Origin of the sequence: uncultured Acetobacteroides sp. (assembly GCF_963667355.2) — a bacterium.
Lineage (GTDB): Bacteria > Bacteroidota > Bacteroidia > Bacteroidales > ZOR0009 > Acetobacteroides.
Genome location: NZ_OY763328.2, coordinates 3406155 through 3427337 on the forward strand (window position 1 = coordinate 3406155; position 21183 = coordinate 3427337).

The following is a 21183-nucleotide window of genomic DNA, read 5'->3' on the forward strand; positions in this document are numbered from 1 at the left end:
CGGCTATGAGTTTTCTCTCTAAACTTATGTAGCCAAGGCTTCCATCTTGCCACAGTACGGCCGGAGGCCGTAAGGCATAAAAGCGTAGGCAGAGCCTACGCTTAGCAGCGGCACAAGGCTCGGCATAGTCTGTGACTATGTCGAAGGTAAGTAGCGGTCTTTGACCGCAATAAAACGAATACCGTAACGGGGTGTTATGGGAAGATGTCTACTAAACTAGCACCTACGCTTAGCGGTTCGATAACGAATAGGGTGGGTATTAGTGATGAGTTAGCTCGTTTCTCAGAGAATCTATTCAACCCTCTTCGGGTTTGTTTCCATCTTCCAACCTAACTCCCCGAGTGAAACTCGGGGCTATTAAAATTAAAGCCTTCACGGGCTTCAGGTCGTAGTGATGATAGCTAGATTCTATATGCTACCGTTAGAAGGGTGTTGAAGTAACGCCGTAAAGTAAGAGAGATACAATAAACCAGAAGCATATAATTCGATGAAAGGATACTTTTATGTCAGACAGCTTGCTGTTTTGATGATTTTGGCTGTACTATTTGGCAGTAGCTCGTATGCTCAATCAGGGAAAACCATTTTCGACCCGGAGTTGACCTATAAAAGCTATCATCCGAAGAAGAGCGATCGGGTAATTTCTCGGTCGGAATACGCCAACAAATTGTACGGGTTTTGGCTTGGTGAGTGCATTGCCAACTGGACAGGCTTGGTTACCGAAATGGATAAGATAGGCTCGATAGGCGAGATAAAAACGGGTAAGTTTTATACTCGCGAAGATTGGGGAAAGTCAGATCAGCCAAGCATCTGGGGGCAGGGTGTGCCAAGCAACTTGTCGGCTACCATCGACTTTGTTTTTGTTAATCCAGATGGGGTATGGGGGGCTGATGATGATACTGATATGGAGTACATCTATCAGGATCTTTTGGCATCGAATAAGCAACCGATACTAACGGGTGAGCAAATCAGGGATGGCTGGCAGAAGCATATAAAGAAAGAAGAGGAGAACTACTTGTGGGTATCTAATCAGAAAGCCTTTGATTTGATGAACAAGGGAATGGTTCCTCCTGCAACAGGCGATCCTGTAAATAATCCGGAATACGAGATGATTGATGCGCAGCTAACCACCGAGATATTTGGTCTATTTGCCCCAACACGTCCCGATTTTGCGCTAAAGATGGCTGATCTACCAATACGGACTACTGCAAGGTTTAATTCGCAGTGGATCTCGGAGTTTTATGTCTCGATGTATTCATTGGCATCTGCTGTTGATAAAAAGAAGTCGAAGAAGGAAAACATTCTTTGGATGGCCGATGAATCACGAAAAGTGCTACCCAACGATTCCTATTCTGCAAAGATGTATGATTTTGTCAAAAGCAGGTATCTGGCCAATATCCCTTGGGAACAAGCACGAGATGAGGTTTACCAACGATACCAAGTTTCGCAAGTTGATGGCTACAATATTACCTCTCAGAACAGGTACTGTAATGGTTGCTTTGCCGCAGGGATTAACTTTGCTTCGAGCTTAATTAGCCTCTTCTACGGAGAGGGTGATATTGTAGCGACCATAAAAATTGCGGTACTAGCCGGATGGGATTCCGATAATCCTGCGGCAACTTGGGGTGGAATGTTGGGCTTTATGATTGGAAAAGATGGCGTTGAGAAGGCCTTTAATAGAAAGTTTTCCGATAAGTATAATATCCACAGAACTAGGATTGGCTTTCCGAATAACGGCATTGACAATTTTGAGAATATGGCTACAAAGGGTGTTTATATAGTCGATCGCGTTGTGCAGGAACATTTGGGCGGCGGGGTAGACCTGAAAAAGAATGTATGGTATATACCTGAAGATTCGAATAGCATGACGAAGCGCTAAACCTGATGAGTATCGCGCTGTCCTATGTTGGCATGGGGGGATGACGAATGGAATGTGTGGGAGGAGGAGGGGGCTTCGCCTTCTCAGGAGGCTTTACTTCACGAAGAGGCTTCGTCTTATCACATATCTTCGCTTCATTACGAGGTTTCGCCTCTTCATAGGGGCTTCACCCCATGTTCGGGGATGGCGCCCTTTCAGGGCTTTGTGGTGGTGATTTGCGAGACGGGAAATACTCCACTTCCAGATGAAGAGTTTGTGTAGAATGTTGCATTGTTTACCACCTGTTGAGGTGTACAAAAACGTGTACTTCGCAATCCGAATGCCTAAAAAGTATATATCTTGCGGCAATCTTTTGCAAAGGTATTCTGTGCAAGGGAGGTAAACCATCAACGTATTACTGAAAATATTTATGTTGTTACAACAGCGCATTGTAGAGCGTATTGGCTCCGAAGATATATGCTACTCCTTTCTTGTAAAGGATTTACGTACAGGTGAAAACTATGGCCATAACGAGCACGAGGTGGTATCGTCGGCTAGCACCATAAAGCTGCCGGTAATGGCGGAGGTGATGTCGCAGGTGAAGAGCGGAATGCTTAGCCTAGGGCAGCGAATTACGGTTAAGGAAGCGGATAAGGTTGGCTACAGTATCCTGCAGCTGCTCGAAACGGGCAACACCTACTCGTTGCTTGATGTGGTAACGCTCATGATCATTCAAAGCGATAATACTGCCGCCAACATTCTTATCGATTTGGTTGGAATGGATTCCGTAAATAGGAATATCGAGCAGCAGGGAATGAAGGATACCAGATTGCAGCGTAGAATGCTCGACTTTGTTGCCAAAAGCGAAGGTCGCGACAACTTTACCTCTGCCTACGATATGGCTCTCTTTCTGGAACGGCTATATAATGGAAAGGTTGTTGATGATACCTATGATGCGCTAATGGTGGACATTATGAAGCAGCAGCTCGATAGGTCGATGGTGTATGTAGATATCCCCGACGATGTGGAGGTGGCGCATAAAACAGGCGACTTAGATTGCAGCAATCACGATGTAGGCATATTCTATACCCCTAAGGGCGACTTCATCTTTTCGATGCTAACGTGGAATGCGCAAAGTAATAACCATTCGCGAAGAGTGGTGGCAAGCGCAGCTAAAGCGGCGTACGATTACTGGATGGAGCGTTAAGCGAATTGCCAATGGCAGGCTAAAAGAAAAAGGTCATCGCCGGGTACCCGGGTTGATGACCTTTTTGCTGCTGATTATGAGGTTTGGTTGTGTTGCCTATTTTCTGTAAACGTCGGATGCACCAGACTTCGAAACAGAGATGCTTTTAGGATTTCCGTAGTAGGTTACATCTGATGCACCTGAAGCATCTACCTTGATTGATTGGGTTGCTGTAACTATGGCATCTGAGCCACCTGACGATTCGATGCTGCAGGTGTGAGTAGTTAGCTCTTTTGCCTTCACGTCGCTTCCACCGCTACAGCTAAAGACTGCCGTATTGGCGGTGCCATTTAGGAAGATATCGCTTCCGCCAGAGCTTTCGCATTTAAGCAACTCTACGCTGATGTCGAGGCGTAAGTCGGAGCCTCCGCTAGCATCTATGCTTAAGGACCTAGACTTAAGTATGGCGCTTTTATTTATCATGTAAACATCGCTGCCGCCCGAGGCGCCAATGCCTTCGATGGTTTTATACGAAAGGTATATCTTAATGCCTTTGGTCGTTTTACGAACGTTTTCCTTTAACTTAAAGGTAAGGGTATTGCCATCTTGTTCGACTATTACAGCGTTGATAACATTCTTGTCGGTTACCAGCTCAGCTAGGTTCTTTCCGGTTGGATCGAGGTAAATATCGATGCCTGAAGAAACCGATATGTTCTTAAATTCGTTGAGCTTGAAAACTCGTTTGCCCATTTCTCCGTTTCCAACTATTCCTCTGGAAAAGATTTGTGCGTTTACTGCAACAGCTGCAAGGGTAAGTGCTATTAGCGCTGCAAGCTTATGTATTCTCATAGTGTAGTAAGTTTTGATGATAAGACGCTCGACTTGGAGATATGTTACAGCAGATACGAAAAAAAAGAGATTCTGTTTTATGGCTTCTATTTGGCAGGGATATCGCTTTTAAAAATATAAGCACAAAATTCCGCTAAACCTTGAATGCTGCTTATGATTTTAGCCGCGAGCTTTTATTCTTTTCTGTTCTTTTGGCTGGCCCAAAAGAACCAAAAGGCCTTGGCACGAATTAACTCGCTCAGTCGCGGAGGAATGGCACCGCTTCAAATGTGGTAATAGCCCTAAGACCATTACAGCGTTGAGGATCATTGTGGAGGCGACCTCGCTCAAACAGGGATTCGTGCCAGTCTGGTATGGCTGCGCCATGGTGTCTACGGAAGAAGGTTGTTCGGTGATACTATGTTTGCCTGCCGTTGTTAAGCGAGCTAATATGGGAAACCTTTTTATTCTGTGGTTCATAGAGGACTCCTCTAAAACAAGAATCTTAAAGGCGAAATCCCTGCTATCGGGTAGGGTATTGGTGGCAAAGATGCTTTTCCTTTATATATGAGGGTTGTATTTTTACTTGTAAGCCTAAAAAAATACATTTGTATCGGATAATACTAACCTATTACGCTATACGATATGACAAAACCAGCTCTTGCCCTGCTAATCGCTCTTATTCTTGGCAGTTGTACCTCGGTGAAGCAGTACAACCAGCAACTTGCTGAGAAGAAAAATCCCAAAGATCTACAGGAGGATGTCGACTACCTCTACCGCAAGCTGCAGGCTTACCATCCGCAGCTGTACTGGTATATCAGCAAAAAGGAACTCGACTATAAGTTCGATAGCCTAAAGTCATCCATTACCGAGCCGATGACCAGCGGGGAGTTCTACTATAAGGTGGCGCCGGTGGTGTCGAGTATCAGGGAGGGGCATACGCGAATGCTTCCGCTGAATAAGGAATATAAGTCGAGGGAGAAGGACAGCCTAAGGGTAAAGGAGTTTGGCTATACGCCCTTCTCGAAGTTGAAGTTTGGGATATTCGACAACCGTCTTTACGTGGTGAAGAATAACTCGTGGAATAAGACTATTAAGGAGGGTTCGGAGGTGGTTTCGGTAAATGGCATTAGCGCTCAACATCTCCTTACAAAGTATCGGACCACCCTAACCGCTGATGGCTACGTAACCACCTTTACGGATAGGTTACTTGGCAATCGCTTCCCCACCTTCTTCTACAACGACTTCGACTTTGCCGATAGCCTCGCCTGCGAGCTACGCCATAACGATACCCTACGTAATGTGCTGCTTAGACGGGCTGCTCCAAAGGATACGGCTAAGGGGAACGCTAATGTGAAGAAGGTAAAGGTTACGCTTACGGCTGCCCAGCGCGATAGCGCCCGCAGCGAAAGGAAGAGGCGCCTGCTGCTGGGCTACAACAGCGACGAAAAGACCTACAGTAAGAACCTCTCGTTCTACAAGTCGGATAGCAGCATTGCCATTATGAAACTGAACGACTTTACGGGAGGGCAGTACGAGAAGTTCTACAAGAGTGCGTTCAAGAAGCTCGACTCGTTGAAGGTGAAAACCCTTGTAATCGATTTGAGGAATAATACTGGAGGTAGCTTGTTTGATGTTCGTTGTCTCTACTCGTACCTCGCCGATACCAGCTTTTGCTTTATAAAAAAGATGGAGGTAACCACACCTAAGAGCATCCTATTTACTACTTACTTTAAGGATGTCCCTCTTGTTTTGGACCCATTTATTCTGCCATTTTATCCCGTTTACTTTACCTATGCGCTTTCGCACATGAGTAAGGGCGACGATGGCAAGTACTACTTCCGATTGGGGAAGAAGGTTGAGAAACCTAGGGAGACTCGATTCAGGGGAAAGGTTTACATGCTAATTAACGGGGCGAGCTTTTCTGCCTCGTGCATCATATCGTCCAATCTTAAAGGGGCGAAGCGGGCCTACTTTGTTGGGGAGGAGACCGGTGGTGCTTTCAACGGAAATGTTGCTGGACGAATGCACCTATTCGAGCTACCTAACTCGAAGTTAAATGCGCGCATCGGGTTACTTTGCATGCGTCCAGAGTACCAAACCGAGCAGGAGGGGAGAGGGATTATCCCCGATGTTGCTATCACCCCAACTCTTGATGATGTGTTGAAGGGGAACGACCCTGAATTGAATTGGGTTATTGATAGAGTAAAGCAGGAGAGGGGAATGGCAAGGTAGAGATGGGGTTTAAACCTGCCTCTACCCGCCACCAACAATAGTTGACGCATATAAATGTTATATTTGCCAGCCGTTTAGTTTGGCACAATCTTATTTAAAAGCTCATATATGCCCTTTACCTCCCTTGGTTTATCGGAATCGTTGCTTAAAGCACTCGAACAGCAGAACTATGCAAAGCCTTACCCTATTCAGAAGCAGGCAATACCTGTTGTGCTTCAGGGACGCGATATGCTAGGCATTGCCCAGACGGGTTCGGGGAAAACGGCTAGCTTCGTGCTTCCCATTCTGGAGCAGATGCGAAAGGCTGCACCTTCGAAGAACCGTCATGTTCGTGCGCTGGTGCTTGTTCCTACAAGGGAGTTGGCTATTCAGGTGGAGGAGGTGTTTCGCCTCTTTAGCGATGCACTGCCCGAGCGTGTAAAGAGCCTAGCCGTATATGGAGGTGTATCCATTAACCCGCAGATGATAAAGATGCAGGGGGTGGAGATACTTGTGGCAACGCCTGGACGTTTGCTCGACTTGGTGGATTCGAATGCCGTTAGCCTTTCGGAGGTGCAGGTGCTCGTCCTCGACGAGGCGGATAAGATGCTCAACCTCGGCTTCCGCGACGAGATGGCTGATATCTTTAAGCTGCTACCTGTTAAGCGTCAGAACTTGCTCTTTTCGGCAACGCTAAGCAAGGATGTAACCACGCTTAACGACATTCTGCTGCGTGATCCGGTAGTGGTAAAGGTGGAGGCAGAGGAGCAAAACCTTGACAACATCACCCAGCTAGCCTACTACGTAACGCCCGAGCGAAAAGGGCCTCTACTTCGCTACCTTATCGATCAGGAGAACATGGAGCAGGTGCTCATCTTCGTCTCCGAAACTATTCGCGCGGATGCGGTGGTTGTTAAGCTAAGGCAGAATGGTATTAAAGCAGCTGCACTGCATGGCAAGAAGAGTCAGGGCGCCCGAACACAAGCGTTAGCCGACTTTAAGGCAGGACGCATTACCGTATTGGTGGCTACCGACCTCGCCTCGCGCGGTATCGATATCGAATTCCTTCCCTACGTAATAAACTACGAACTGCCCCGCTCGCCAAAAGACTACATCCATAGGATTGGGCGTACGGGACGTGCCGAAGCCCCCGGAACAGCCATATCCTTAGTGTGCGAGGAGGATCGTCATCACTTTAAGGTAATCCAGAAGAAGATGGGGAGGTGGGTAAACTTTACCTATACCGACGATATTAACTTGCAGGGGTTTTAGTCTCTTTCAACACAGAGACCCTGAGGTACAGAGATCACAGAAATAGAGGCTAGACTTTATTTACCACAAAGTACTCAAAGGCTATCACAAAGGGCGCAAAGGAATTACTTTGTGCCCTTTGTGGTTGAATGCTTTTTGTCTATTATCTAGCGTCTACTATCTAACATCTAAATTGCTATCTTTAAATCCCATTCGAAAATTTATATTCAACAAGTATGTCGAAGCTCGTAGTTTACAACGCCTCAGCAGGATCGGGGAAAACCTACACCCTTGCTCGCGAGTATATCCTCCAAATTATTCGTCGTCCGATGGAGTACCGCGCCATATTGGCGGTAACTTTTACCAACAAGGCAACGGAGGAGATGAAAACGCGCATCATTGAGGAATTGCACGCCCTTGCGAAGTACAGAAGGGGCGATGGACGCGAGCCCAACTACCTTTCGGTGCTTGTTGATATGCTAAAAGGCGAGCAGGGGCAGCAGCAATCGCTTTGGGATGATGATAGCTCTCGAATGGAATACGAACGTGAGGTAAGCAAGCGCGCTCAGCTGGTGCTTACCAGTATCCTGCACGACTACTCCAACTTTGCCATCTCCACCATCGACAAGTTCTTCCAAAAGGTGGTGCGCAACTTTGTTCGCGAGCTCAACATCCAGCCGGGGTATGCACTGGAGCTGGATGGAGACAGGGTTCTCTCCTTAGCCGTTGATAAGGTGCTGGAGAGCCTGCACGAGGACGAGCAGCTGCAGCGCTGGCTCTTCGACTTGGTGGAGGAGCGTCTGAACGAGGGTGACAGCTGGGAGCTTTCGGGCATCCTTACCGACCTAGGGCGCCAGCTGATGCGCGAGGACTTCCGCCAGCAGCCCGAATCGTTCTACGAGAAGATTGGCGACAAGGAGTTTCTCGATAGCTACTACCGCAAGCTAACCGCCAAGAGCAAGGCGGCAGAGCAGGAGTACAAGGCAACCGGCGAGAAGGCCGTTCGCTACCTCGAGAACAACGGCATAAAGCTGGAGGATATCCCTGGTGGCAGTCGCAGCTTTGCCACCATCTTCTTTAAGGCAATGGAGGGCGTTGTGCCATCGTCGTACAAAGCGGCTATCGATGCCTTTAACAACCCCGATAAGTGGATGGGCAAGTCGAAGCCCAAGATGGCCGATGCGGTTTACAGCCAGCTTAATCCTTTACTTGGAAATATACTCCATTATATAGAGCACGAGCGTAACACCTACGCCGTTGCCATCAAAAACTTCCGTACGCTAGGCGTGCTGGCCGACATCGACAGGCAGGTGCGCGAGCTGGCATCGGAGGATAACTTGCTTCTTATATCGGATACCAACCACATCATCAATAAGCTGATTGAGGGGAGCGACGCGCCCTTCATCTACGAGAAAATGGGCAACCGTTTCGGCTCGTACCTCATTGATGAATTCCAAGACACCTCCAAGCAGCAGTACGCCAACTTTAAACCATTGTTGGAAAACAGCATTGGCGAGGGAGGGTACGCCATGGTGGTGGGCGACGTAAAGCAAAATATCTACCGCTGGCGTAATGGCGATTGGCGCACCTTGGGCATCAGCGTATTTGAGGATTTTGCACCCGAAAAGATATCGCTCGACACCAATTTCCGCAGCAAGCGCAACGTGGTGGAGTTCAACAACGCGGTGTTCCCCATTATGGCAAACTCGCTGCAGCAGAAGATGGCGGCAGAGGGGATTGATAGCGACGTTATCTCCAAGGTTTACGAGGACGTTTCCCAAAACGTTCCCGATGTCGAGAGCAAGCGCGGTGGATATATCCATATGGAAAAGGTTAACGGTGATTCCGCTTTGCCCGATGGCTCGGCTAACGAGCTCAACTCCTCCGACAGGGCGCAATTGGTGATGCAGAAGCTGGTGGAGAGGATCACGGAGCTGCAGGATGTGCAGGGCTACAATCCTTCGGACATTGCCATCCTCGTGCGTAGGCAAAGCGAGGGGCAAATGGTTGCCGAGGCGCTGCTGGAGGCGCGTAATGCAAGTGTGCCAGAGAAGGCCAACCGCTTTAGCTTCATCTCGCAAGGTGCGCTTTACCTTTCGTCGTCGAATGCGGTTAAACTTATCGTTTCCATCCTTCGCCTTTCCATTAATCCTACCGATGCGATTAGCGCAGCGCTGGTTTCCTACATCGAGAAGCTGGAAAAGAATGTGCCCATTGCTCACGGATACTTCGAGAGTGCAATCAGCGAGCGTGTAACAGCACTCATCGAGCGCATTGCTAACCTTCCGCTGCCCGAAGCGGTAGAAGCGATCATCGCCGAGTATCACCTAAACGAAATTGTGGACGAGTTGCCCTTTATTGGGGGCTTTGCAGATGTGGTGTTGGGCTTTGCCACCCAAAAGGTGTCGGATGCAACCTCGTTTGTGGAGTGGTGGGACGAGCGTGGATTGCGTACCGAACTGTACCTGCCCAATCAGGAGGAGGCAATTACCATTATGACCGTACATAAGTCTAAGGGGCTACAGTATAAGGTGATTTTAATTCCATTTTTCAATTGGGACTACGAGCCGGCAACCGGCAGCCGCAAGACTACGCTATGGGTGAGCGGCAAGGCTGTGTCGGTAGATGATGAGTACCTAGAAGCAATACCCGTAGAGTACGGTTCATCGTTGAAGAAGAGTGCTTTTGCCGAGGATGCCTTCACGGAACAGCTGCAGAGCTACATCGACAACATCAACCTTGCCTACGTTGCGCTTACGCGCGCCGAACAGGAGCTGTACCTCTACATTCCCAAATCGCACAAGAAGGAGCACATCGGAACGTTGCTCTTTGACGCGGCTGTTCTTATCCCTGGCGCAACGATTGTGGAGCCTGCCGAGGGCGAGGAGCCAACCACCATCACCTTAGGAGAAAGGGGGAGTGGAGCGGGAACATCTGCAAAGGAGAGTTCCGACAATACCATTTCGCTTACTACCTATAGGATCGGTAGGCCGCTCTCTAAGATAAAGCAGAGCTATTCCACCACGTTGGCAGAGGGTAGCGGCAATCTGAAGAAAGGGCTGCTGATGCATAGGCTCTTCTCGCTCATCAATACCCCTACTGATATTGATTCTGCGCTCGATACAATGGTTGAGGAGGGACTTATGGTGGTCGACGAGCAGGTTTCTATCAAGAAACAGGTTCTTGCCAAGCTCAACAACCCCACCATTGCCGAATGGTTTGACGGAAGGCATGCCATTGTTGCCGAGGGTGATATTATCCTCCCTGGCGACGACTACCGGGTTCGTCGTCCCGATCGCGTGATGATGAACGACCGCGAAACCGTTGTGGTAGACTTTAAGTTTGGCGAGGTGGAAGACCCCAAACATCGCTACCAGGTGTTTGGCTACATCAACACGCTACGCAAGATGGGGTATCCCAATGTGAAGGGGTACATCTGGTACTTCGACCACGATGGGGTGGTGGAGTTAGACTAGTTGCTGCCCAGTTACTTGCGCCTGCTTGCTTGCAAGGGGGAGTAGCATCGGCAACTCCTCCACTAGGTTGGGTATGGGGGTAAGCATCTCCTCTTCGGCCTCTTTCTGCTCCTGCTGCTCGGTAAGGCTGAGCTGTTCCTCCTCCTGCTTCTTCTGGATGTACTCCATTATGAACGACGGATCGTGCAGGTTCTCCTCCTGATCGAGGCATACGCACTTGATTTCTTCGTAAAGATCAACGAGGTGGCCCAGGTTGGCATCCTCGAGCAGCTTAACCAACTCGGGTTTCGATGCTATGTCGGAGTTGATAAAGGTGCTCAGCTTGTCGATGCAGAGGTACTTCTTGTCGAGCTTCTTAAATCCGGTGAGCTTATTTAGAAGCATCCCTTCGGGTGTTCCCTCCTGCGTGATAAATAGGAAGGTGGTTACCACTAGGATGGAGTCCACGTAGTTGGCTACAAGGTAGCCCAGCTTTCGTCCGTAGAATACGACGGGGATGAGGTATCTGTCGTCGCCTATATGCTTTACCTTGGTTGTTTCTACTACCGATTTTGCCGAGAAAAAGTACTGCATTTCGTTGAGGATATAGTCTAGGCGCTCGTTCATTCGGTTCAGCGCGTGCTTTTGAATGAATAGGCGTACAGGTGCTTCCCCTTCTTTTTTAAGGAGCTTTGGCGGAATGGCGCACCACCTTAACTCGCCTTCAAACGAAGCATAGGCCATCTCGAATACCTCCCTCTTTTTTCCATCGATAACGACATGCTGCTTTCGAGGCGCTATGGTTTTGTATCGGAAAATAACCGGCGAACACCACGAGTCGTAAACAGTTCTTTTATCGTCATCCTTAACGTCGAAGTCTACTGATTCGTATTCGACATACCCGTCGATGGGGTTGGACATCCACGATGACGAAAAGTTGATGTGGTACTGAAGCGTACCAAAGACACTGTCGCGTTGCTCCTCTATATAGCTGATCATTTCGCTAAACGCTTTTCTTGCCTCTTCGTCGTTGCTCTTCTCGAGGTACGAGCTGATGTGGAGGTGTAAGGTCATCAGGTAAATTGCAAACTCTTTGTTTGTTAACGCTGCACCATTGGGGTAGCGTGTTTTGTGCTCCATCTGTAGGATGTGAGAAAGATAGCTCTTTACGTATTCCGAGTCCTCTTTGTTTAGCTTGTCTTTGCCGATTGGTTCTATTCTTACAGAGGATATTCGAACCTTAATTAAGGTGTTGATGGTTATAGGAGGAAGGCGGTTAAATGGTTCCAGCAGATCTATCCGTTGCAGAAATTCCGTTAGCCCTTTGCGGTACTCGTTCTCCTGGTTCTGAATAATGTCTTTAGCGGTGAACTTTGGCTGCTGCGCGCCGCTTTTCTTTTTTTTATTTTTTGCCATGCCTATACGAGTGATTAAAGATTAGGTATGCTAAAAATATAGAAATAACACTAAACAAGCAATGGTTATGCCTGTTATTTTTGATGTATACTAAAATAAGCTTCTTTTTATGGGCACGATGGCCTCGAAATGGGGATTGTTGTGCTGAGTGGAGATCTATATTGGCAGGGATTTCACCTTTAAGATCTACACTACTCTAATTCGAAGGATTTCCCCCGCCGGCGGGGGAAAAGGGGGTGGATTTTTAGAAGTGTATAGCTACAATTGGCTTCAAGCTTTTACCTATAACGTCTACTTTCCTCCCCCTTCCCCCTCCAAAGGGCAATGTCGTTAAGTTAAGAAAAGTTGATCATTAAGTTGATCATTAAGTTGATGCCATGGGGCATAAACCTCCACCTAGAGCGGAAGGTCCTATACCATAAAGAAAACGACCATAGTCATTACCAGTTTAACCTCTACGAGGTAAATAGGCAGGAGATGGATGGTTTCTACAAATCGTAATGTCCTACGGACAAATTTATAACGGCCAGAATACCGCATAGCGGTTAGAGACTTGTAGCATCATTCCTACGCCACTCCTTTTTTCTCCGTAGGAGATATATAATATGCAATTTTATAGCAGTTTGGCCCTTAAGTTAACGACATTGCCTCCAAAGGGGGATACGCTTTGTGCTACGATCTGCTGATTCCTTTACGTCTACCTCCATTATGATCGATATTTCTTTTAAAAGCGACATCTCTGGCTATACTGGCGAGTAGAGTTTAATCTGTAGAAGAGATAACCCTGAGAGCGATGGCCTACGAGGCTGCTACCGCGAAACGCTATAATGATGGGCTGCTGGAAGGTCTTCCCCTCCAAAATTGTTATGGAGCTGAGAGTTGAGCTCATAAATACTTAAGGTTAGCTGTTATTTGTCATCTGTTTGTACTTGTAAAATGCTCGATTTTTACCCCCATGCTGGGACTGATATTCTGTGTCTTATTTAGATTGAAAGGTATGGCTGTTCGTTTATATCGTTATGTGCCAGCTGTTTTATGATGTGGAAATGATGACGGATTTATCTTTATGCTTCTTTTGATGCTGCTCGCCGTTTTAATTTGGACTGACCTTTTTTTTACGCCTCGAATTATCTAAAAAAAGTAGAACGACCATTAAATAAGTTTAACTATAATGTGTGCAATATCTCTTGAACGCATCGTCGAATATTTATTTTTGCACGGGTCGTACACTAAACGGATCGCTAAGTGTATACCGCGCTGTAGCGAATGGTTTCGACTAGAAACCCTCTTCAAGTAAGGTTCCGTATTGTTTTACTCTTTTCATTTTTACCTCCTACCGGTAGTGTTTTCTTAGGGTGGAGCAGCAAGTTTGAAATTGGTGGATGAATATTTAGCCGAATTAGCTTGATTGTCGCGTTGGCCATGTATTATACCACTCTAACATTTTTGAATCTATGAAAAGTATAAGCTTTACTTTGGGTAAAAGCTTGAAAAAAAAGGTAATGGTGGCTATTGTGGGAGGTGTATTCCTATTCTTCACCCTTACCGGCATTGTCTCTACCCAGAGCGTTAAATCTCTTCTGCTCAAGGAGAAGTACAACACGATAAAAGCGTTGTCCGAGCAGATATCCACCCAGCTATCCTCCAGCTTAGGCAAGACCGAGAAGCTCCTCATAACCGAAAGGGAGTCGCTAGAGTACGTCCATCGGTACCCCCGATCGGAAAGGCGATCCATCATCATTAATAATCTTACGGGCCTTCTTAAGAGTAACCCCGAATTGACATCTATATGGGCCGATTGGGAGCCTTTGGCCGTTGATAGCTTGGATGCTAAGCTGCTGAATACTCCTGGGGCTACCATCACGGGAAAGTTTTGCGCAACCGTATACCGAAAGGATAGCGCCATTGAGCTGGCCGACTATACCGCCACCGACGATGAGGAGGGCGATTACTACACCATCCCCAAAGACACCCGCCAGCTGCATATCACCTCGCCCTACGTCGAAAATTACGAGGCCAGCACCGACTACCTTGTGATTACCATGGGGCTTCCCGTCATTTTGAAGAACCAAGTTGTTGGTGTTGTTGGGGCTGACATTAATATATCGCAGCTGAACCAGGAAATTATAAACGGGCTCAAGGACGAAGGGGGCCGATTCTTTATTGTTGGTTCCGGCCACAAGCTGCTGGTCTACGATAAGGAAGATGGGGTAGGAAAGGAGGCCTCGGAGGTGCTCTCGAACAGCTACAGCAAGAACGAGGAGCTGATTGAGGCGATTAAAAGCAAGGCGGCTGGCTTCTACGACTTTGTGGATAGCGATGGCAAGGAGTACCTAGCCTACATCAACAACCAGTCGAATATCCTAAAAAGTGACGACGTAAGCATTCTGCTTATACCGGGCAACTTTCTAACATCGGCCAACCTAAAGATCTTCTTCATTGCCTTCTTTATCCTTTTCGGGTTGGGCTTGCTGATCTTCTACCGGCTTACCTCCTACATTATCAAAAGGATTATCGACCCTATTAATATGGTTAGCGTGGCGCTGAAGGATCTTGCCCGAGGCAACTACGCTAAAGTGTCGAGCGTGAACATCCAATCGGGCGATGAGATCGAGGAGATGGCACATTCGTTCAACAACCTCCACCGCTCCATCGAGGAGGTGGTCGATTTTACAAAGTCTATAGGCGAGGGGAACCTCTCGGCAGCGCTGACCTCTAAGGGCGAAGGCGATATCCTTGGTAATTCTCTTTTGTCGATGAGGGATAGCCTGGTAAAGGCCGACGAAGAGGAGGCACTACGGAAGCTTGCCGACGAAAAGCTGAGCTGGATTGAGCGGGGAGTCACCCTCTTTGGTAGGGTGATTCAACAGGATCATGCAAGCGTTAACTCCTTATACCAGCAGGTGGTTCGGCAGATAGTTACCTACATCGGTGCAAACCAGGGGGCGCTTTACCTGGTGCACGAAGATGCCGATGACCAAAAATACTTCGAGATGGTGGCCTGCATGGCATGGGATAGGATGAAGCTGCAGAAGAAAACCTTCTTGCTGGAGGAGGGTTTGCTTGGCTCCTGCTACTTCGAACAAGCACCAATCGAGCTTACCGAGATACCCCAGGATTACCTCCGAATCACCTCCGGCTTGGGCGCCTCGAAGCCCCAGATGCTATTGCTCTTCCCGCTGATCCATAACGCGGAGATTGTTGGCATCGTCGAGGTCGCCTCGTTTAAGCGCTTCGACGAGCATGTGAAATCCTACCTCGCCCGTATCTCCGAGACCTTTGCATCGTCCATCCTGTCGATACGGGTAAATGCCCGTACCAACGAGCTCCTCTCCCTATCGCAGATGCAGGCAGAGGAGATGAAGGCCCAGGAGGAGGAGATGCGGCAGAACATCGAGGAGCTCCATGCCACCCAGGAGGAGATGAAGCGGAAAGCTACCAGCGCCGAGCGCTTGCAGGATGCCATTGACCATAGCTTTATTACGATGATGGTGGACCCCGATTTGGTTGTCCTCGACCTGAACGATAAGGCTAAGGCGATTCTTGGGCACGAGGCTGGCTCCGCCATTGGAAAATCCCTTACGAGCTGGGTGCAAGAGAGCGATAGGTCGCTGCTTACCGCTGCTGTTGCCAATGCCAAGGTTAACGGGGTGGTGTCGGGCATGTTTACCCTTATTGCTGGCGATAGGCGGGCTACAGACATTCAGGCAACTCTTGTTTCGGACAGCGAACGTGGCGGTAATATCTCGTTTATTGCCTATGCAATGAGCTAATCCGAAAGCAACAATCGTATAGGAAGGTATGCTGGCGAATCGTAGCTGGCATACCTTCTTCTTTTTTGGTGCAGCTGCCGATAAGCTGCAGGGATATCGCTATCTGCCGATTTCTCTCTGAAGATTCCATCGTTCATAATAGGAAAAGACGAAACGGGGGGAGCCTATTTTTCATAAAAGAGGTAGACATAAAGTAATCAGCATATCGCAGCACAAAGCATATCCCCCGCTGGCGGGGGCAGGGGGTGGAAAATGCGGTTTTATGATGAAAATGCAAAGCTTATAGTGACTATACACTGCCGAAAATCCCCCCCCTAACCCCCGCCGGCGGGGGATAACCTTCGAAATGGAGTCTGTCTAATTCTTAAAAGCAAAATATCTAGGGTAGGGGGTGGGTTTACTCGTTTAAATCAATGTCTTTCACTCCTTTTTTGCGTCCTTAACCCACCCCTACCCCTCCACGGAGGGGATTACGTGCCTATATCTTGATTCGATGCTAGCTATCGAACCCTTTCTTTCAAAAACGTAATACTATATATTTCTAACCCTTACGGCTATGTGCTCCTGCCACAGCTGGATCTATCATAACAGCTACAGCCTTTTTAAATAGAATTGGCAATAGCCTCCATCCTTCGCCCATCCCCCTCCGCTACTCCTTACCCTTCTTGCTCTCCCGCTTCTTCTTCAGAGCAGCTTGGCGCAGCCCCTCGCCCTTTACGAACTTGGTGTTGTGAATGGCGATTTGTCCGTTCAGCTCGCTCCATTTGCTATCGGGATACTCTTTCGCCTTTGTCCCCACGAAAAGCAGCAGGTCGCGCATCTCCATCGTAAACGCCTTGCGGATACTGGAGGCAACCACCGTTTTGCTGCTCTCGACATCCGTGGCAATGCTCTTTAGAAAAACCTCCTCGTATTCGGTCTGATTCCGCAGCAGCTGCTGTAGCTTGGCGTTTAGCAGCAGCGTTGCCACGGCATCGGCGTAATCCGGCTGCTTTACATCCTCAATAAAGCTCGACACTATACCGGTTACACCCCTGCTGCTCGTCTTCGAGAACTCCGCCTTGTACCTCTTAAAGAGCAGCAGCAGCTTCTGCGCCGCCTCCCTCTCGGCATCAACGTCGGAGTAGAGGTAGCTCTGTATGACATGGTGGATGGACTTGAACGTTCGGCTCCTGCGCAGCACAATATCGCCCAGCGCCTCGGTAAAGGGGTTTTTCTGGCTCTGCATATAGCCCTCCTCCATTTTGGTTAGGGAGTAGCGGAACGTTTGGTAGATTTTCGACGCCGAAAGCTCGTCTAGCTTCGCCGAAATTAGGATATAATCCAGCCTGCTTGCATATCCCATTAGCGAATCGAGCAGGCAGCTCCGAAGAAAGGTTTGAAATTTAGCCATTACTAGTTAGCATATTTGGTTTTACTTAAGGTTGGCGGTAGCTATTGCCCTCCGTATGCAGATGTTTTCCTTTACTACGCTCAGTTGTACCCTGTGCATTTGGCTGATGCGTACCATCGACCACCCTATTGCCCTGCCTACAGGTGCAGATAGGTCAACCGATTCGGCAAGTACCATTTTCCAAAGTGTAAATGGGTGGTATATGGCGAATAGTACCATTCCCAAAAGTGTAAATCGATGAATCGAACCGAAGAGTACCATTTCCCAAAATGTAAATAAAGGAAACGAACCTAAAAGCACTATATCAATAAGTGTAAATAGGGGAATTGAACCGAAAAGTACCATTCCGATAAGTGTAAATGAGGATATGCCGAGCAAAAGGCTCATTCCAAAAAGTGTAAATGGTACAATCACTGTCGAAGTATTCATTCGCAAAAGTGTGAACGGTGATTCTGTTAGGTAGGTATTCGCTTCGGCTGGTAAAAAATGCATTTCCTATCACGAAGCATCCCTTCCTTCTGGTGTAAATAGTGCTATGGGCATTCCGGTAGCTGTATTCTCCTTTTTATACAATGCGGCTTAAGCCCATTTACCTCTTCCGCCTCTGCTTTCTCTACATTAGCTAAGAAAGACATAATAAAGCTATAACTATTTTACAAGAATAGCAAGACCGAGATATAAAAAAACGGTGTAATGCGCTTATAGCTACCCTATAGTACCCTAATGTAACCCGCTAAGCCTAAAAATATGCCTACATATTGCTTAACGGAGCGGATTTATTTATTAATTAGCAGAACGAAACCTACTGTCGATTTGGTTTAGACGACTTAATGGACTCGTAGATTAGGCTAATACCTAAAATGATGGGTTTAGAGAAAGTGAATGTTTTTACCAAATGAGGTTAAAACTACTTGGTTATATGGCTATTGTGATATGATTACGCTTGATTCGAATAAAGGGTATACATATTATACCATATTGAGATATATTGTTTGTTTTATGTGTATATGTAAACAAGTTACCAGCAATTTGTAAAATGAAAAACAACCAAATAATACTGAAAAATGAAAAGTTTGTATTGCAAGTTTTTCATAATTACTATTCATATACGAAAGATCAAAAATCTTTTACTGATAGAAAGAAAGCCACAGAATGGAAAACAGATATTAATTCAAGATCAGGATTTTTAATCGACAACAAATTAGTTGTCTCAGAAAAAGATAAAGGTCCTGATTTATATAATTGTAATCTAATAATATTAAATGATTACAATTCTGACAGTGAAAATGACGCATTAGTACTACAATACAAAAGATGGAATAAAGACTTAATCGAAGCTGAAGAAAAACCTAGTGGACAAATATGGCGTACACTAAAAAATATTCAATATTTAAACTTAATTGGAAGTTCAAGAAAATTCTTAATATTCAGGTTGAGCATGGCTGATAGTACCATTGAACTTCATTTGGAATATGATTACTATGAAATAGGCCAACCAAAACGAGAGAACTTTAAATTGTGCAACTTAGAGTTAGGCGTTCCAATTGAAATTAAAATTAATGGCAAGTTGGATCATTCATTATCAAGAGGAAGAGAAAGAACTTTCAATGAAAACGTTTACATTTTTCATTTGATTGGAAAAACAAATACCATTGAATTTGATAGAAATACATTAATGGAAAAAAAGAAGAAAATTCCCATACCTCAAAAAACGATTGACTTAATGAAGGAATTGTATTAATAACTTTCGTTCGACTGACGCTATCGCTTCAATCGAATCTATTTTGCATGCTATAGCCTGCAATGTTAGAACTAACGAAGGAAGAAGTTTTAGCCTAACGAAGGAAGTGTTTATCAAACGAGATTTTACCTTAAAACACATAAAGTATTAATAGAGTAGAATTCAAAATGAGATATTTTTTACTTTTAATAATCTGCATTGCTAGTGTTGATGTACAATGCCAATCTTCAGAAAAGAATTGGCATTATAAAACAATGAACGATTTTTTAGATGGATATGCTTGGGTACAGGTAAAAGATGAAGATCATGCTAATGCAGACCAAAACTATGAGATATTCTATAATAACTGTATCTATACATACTATACTCAAGGAGATTTGGGCTTATTACCCAAGGGGTATCCTTCAAATAGTTATAGGTACTACTACTGTTCTAAAAGTTTGTGGGACGATGAAATGAATCGAATAAAAGTTTCTGTAGATTCATTACTTAAGGATGTAAATATTTGTTTCGATACAGCATCAGGTACGTTAAGTTCTTCTTTTGAAACTAACTTTATTAATACGCTTGTCGATTTTGTTAACGACACTCAGTTCTATAACCGAGGTAGTGATCCTCTAGTGATCTATAAAGATAAGCCTGATAATTTTATTTTAGGGAATGGCATTAATCCTTCTCCTGAAAACATAGTTGAGTTTCGTAGAGTAATTAATCCACCAAAGTTTGTTCAAGAGTTTATTAAGAATTTGAAAAAAAGATCACTGACTAAAACATCAAAAACTCAAACGTATATTTACAGCTCTAGCTATCAGAGGAGCAGTGTTATTATTCCACAAGGTAGTGCTATTGAAATCTTGGAAAAGAATAACGAATGGATTAAAATTAGATATTACGGATCTGCGACTGTTGAAGGATGGATAAAAAGAGCTGATATTGAGTAATGTTTCTCTATTATGGCAATAGCTAATGGCTCTATTGATCTTATTCTGTAAGCAATAGTTTGCAATTATGTGATTAGCGAAGGAGCAACTTTCGTTTTTGCGAAGAATAACGATGCCCCGTTCGGTTGAAACTCTCGCCTCAGACAAATCTATTCTACAAGCTATAGCCTGCAATGATAGAACAGATGAAAGCCGGAGTCCTCGTCTAATAATAGGTATCAGCATTAAAAAGAAGCTAATGGTAACATCACCTACATAAAGCTATGGACGAAAAAAATATTCCATTTCAGACCATCGATTGGTCGACAATTCCTACCACCGAGCATAAGGGCGAGGAGGGTGTTGCGCTATGGCAAACGGTTCAGTTCCCCGGATTAAGAATTAGAATGGTAGAATACACCAAGGGATACCTGGCAGACCATTGGTGTAAGAAAGGGCACATTGTGCACTGCCTCGAGGGCGAATTTGTAAGCGAAATGCAAACTGGCGAGAAGTTTACCCTCTCGAAGGGAATGACCTACGTTGTTTCCGACGACCTTAGCTCGCATCGCTCGCACACCACCAATGGCGTAAAGGTAATGATAATCGATGGCGACTTCCTACAGCTGAAGTAGCTGGTATTGCTACTCAAGTAGAGTGGTAGAAAAGAATCTGTTTTATTAATCAGTACAAATAAGTAGATATAATGAGCGTAATTAGTCTCTGTGGGGTAGATTGCACTACCTGTGATGAGTACGGCAAAACCTGTAATGGGTGCGAAGCCATTCAAGGAAAAGTATTTTGGGCTCCGTATATGGAATTGGACTGCTGCCCCATATACCGCTGCTGCAAGGACAAGAAGAAGCACGAGCATTGCGGTAAGTGCAACCAGCTGCCCTGCCAGCTATACATTGATACCCGCGATCCATCCTATAGCGAGGAAAAACATCTGGAAAGCATAAAGGAGCGGGTGAAAATATTGAAGGAGCTATAGCTCCTTCATTCAACACGGCATGGTTTAGGCAGTAGGCTTGTCTGCGATGGCGTTTACATCGATATTTGGAAGCGTATATTCCGCGTCCTCCTAATTCTGCAGCTATAAAGTGGGGCCAAGCAATCGGTGAGATTCGTGCAATCCGATTAATCGTTGA

Annotated in this window: 16 protein-coding genes; 12 read left to right on the forward strand and 4 right to left on the reverse strand. The window is 46.1% G+C overall.

The genetic code is table 11. The features are described from left to right. Positions 1 to 487 precede the first annotated feature (487 nt). The 3 genes from ACHZA1_RS14075 (at position 488) to ACHZA1_RS14085 (ending at position 3062) form a co-directional block, all read left to right on the forward strand. Positions 488 to 1876, forward strand: coding sequence for an ADP-ribosylglycohydrolase family protein (locus tag ACHZA1_RS14075; protein ID WP_320052498.1), 1389 nt, complete (start codon positions 488 to 490; stop codon positions 1874 to 1876). Positions 1877 to 1900: 24 nt separating this feature from the next. After that, a complete protein-coding gene (locus ACHZA1_RS14080) occupies positions 1901 to 2137 on the forward strand; it encodes a hypothetical protein (RefSeq protein ID WP_320052499.1) in 237 nt (78 codons plus the stop codon). A 148-nt stretch (positions 2138 to 2285) separates the two neighbouring features. Further along, a complete protein-coding gene (locus ACHZA1_RS14085; protein ID WP_320052500.1) occupies positions 2286 to 3062 on the forward strand; it encodes a serine hydrolase in 777 nt (258 codons plus the stop codon). A gap of 96 nt (positions 3063 to 3158) precedes the next feature. Here the strand turns inward: ACHZA1_RS14085 and ACHZA1_RS14090 are convergent, their stop codons facing one another. Beyond that, positions 3159 to 3890, reverse strand: coding sequence for a head GIN domain-containing protein (locus ACHZA1_RS14090; RefSeq protein WP_320052501.1), 732 nt, complete (start codon positions 3888 to 3890; stop codon positions 3159 to 3161). A 624-nt stretch (positions 3891 to 4514) separates the two neighbouring features. On the opposite strand from ACHZA1_RS14090, the gene ACHZA1_RS14095 reads away from it, so the two are divergent. From ACHZA1_RS14095 to ACHZA1_RS14105, 3 genes are all read left to right on the forward strand, one after another. Further along, entirely contained in the window at positions 4515 to 6104 is a 1590-nt protein-coding gene (locus ACHZA1_RS14095; protein ID WP_320052502.1) for a S41 family peptidase, read from the forward strand. Between the two features lie 108 nt (positions 6105 to 6212). Further along, positions 6213 to 7355: a DEAD/DEAH box helicase gene (locus ACHZA1_RS14100; RefSeq protein ID WP_320052503.1), complete on the forward strand. Its 1143-nt coding sequence runs from the start codon at positions 6213 to 6215 to the stop codon at positions 7353 to 7355. Positions 7356 to 7570: 215 nt separating this feature from the next. After that, positions 7571 to 10810: a UvrD-helicase domain-containing protein gene (locus ACHZA1_RS14105; RefSeq protein WP_320052504.1), complete on the forward strand. Its 3240-nt coding sequence runs from the start codon at positions 7571 to 7573 to the stop codon at positions 10808 to 10810. Here ACHZA1_RS14105 and ACHZA1_RS14110 read toward each other — a convergent pair. Next, positions 10802 to 12205, reverse strand: coding sequence for a hypothetical protein (locus ACHZA1_RS14110; RefSeq protein WP_320052505.1), 1404 nt, complete (start codon positions 12203 to 12205; stop codon positions 10802 to 10804). The two genes, ACHZA1_RS14105 and ACHZA1_RS14110, sit on opposite strands and share 9 nt — an antisense overlap. Positions 12206 to 12550: 345 nt before the next feature. On the opposite strand from ACHZA1_RS14110, the gene ACHZA1_RS14115 reads away from it, so the two are divergent. Further along, the gene (locus ACHZA1_RS14115) at positions 12551 to 12706 is read left to right on the forward strand and encodes a hypothetical protein (protein WP_320052506.1); all 156 of its coding nucleotides are present in this window, start codon (positions 12551 to 12553) and stop codon (positions 12704 to 12706) included. Positions 12707 to 13659: 953 nt separating this feature from the next. Then, positions 13660 to 15978, forward strand: coding sequence for a GAF domain-containing protein (locus ACHZA1_RS14120; protein ID WP_320052507.1), 2319 nt, complete (start codon positions 13660 to 13662; stop codon positions 15976 to 15978). Between the two features lie 649 nt (positions 15979 to 16627). Here ACHZA1_RS14120 and ACHZA1_RS14125 read toward each other — a convergent pair. Both ACHZA1_RS14125 and ACHZA1_RS14130 read right to left on the reverse strand, forming a co-directional pair. Continuing rightward, positions 16628 to 17371 carry a DUF6261 family protein gene (locus tag ACHZA1_RS14125; protein ID WP_320052508.1) on the reverse strand — a complete coding sequence of 248 codons (744 nt, stop codon included), beginning with the start codon at positions 17369 to 17371 and terminating at the stop codon, positions 16628 to 16630. Between the two features lie 21 nt (positions 17372 to 17392). Then, the gene (locus tag ACHZA1_RS14130) at positions 17393 to 17590 is read right to left on the reverse strand and encodes a hypothetical protein (RefSeq protein ID WP_320052509.1); all 198 of its coding nucleotides are present in this window, start codon (positions 17588 to 17590) and stop codon (positions 17393 to 17395) included. Between the two features lie 817 nt (positions 17591 to 18407). Between ACHZA1_RS14130 and ACHZA1_RS14135 the strand changes: the two genes are divergently transcribed. The 4 genes from ACHZA1_RS14135 to ACHZA1_RS14150 all read left to right on the forward strand — a co-directional run bounded on the left by ACHZA1_RS14135 (position 18408) and on the right by ACHZA1_RS14150 (position 21026). Then, positions 18408 to 19112 carry a hypothetical protein gene (locus ACHZA1_RS14135; protein ID WP_320052510.1) on the forward strand — a complete coding sequence of 235 codons (705 nt, stop codon included), beginning with the start codon at positions 18408 to 18410 and terminating at the stop codon, positions 19110 to 19112. A 167-nt stretch (positions 19113 to 19279) separates the two neighbouring features. Beyond that, entirely contained in the window at positions 19280 to 20053 is a 774-nt protein-coding gene (locus ACHZA1_RS14140) for an SH3 domain-containing protein (RefSeq protein WP_320052511.1), read from the forward strand. Positions 20054 to 20316: 263 nt separating this feature from the next. Then, positions 20317 to 20667: a DHCW motif cupin fold protein gene (locus tag ACHZA1_RS14145; RefSeq protein WP_320052512.1), complete on the forward strand. Its 351-nt coding sequence runs from the start codon at positions 20317 to 20319 to the stop codon at positions 20665 to 20667. 71 nt (positions 20668 to 20738) lie between these two features. Continuing rightward, positions 20739 to 21026, forward strand: a complete 288-nt coding sequence (locus ACHZA1_RS14150) for a DUF3795 domain-containing protein (protein WP_320052513.1) — start codon at positions 20739 to 20741, stop codon at positions 21024 to 21026. Positions 21027 to 21183 lie beyond the last annotated feature (157 nt).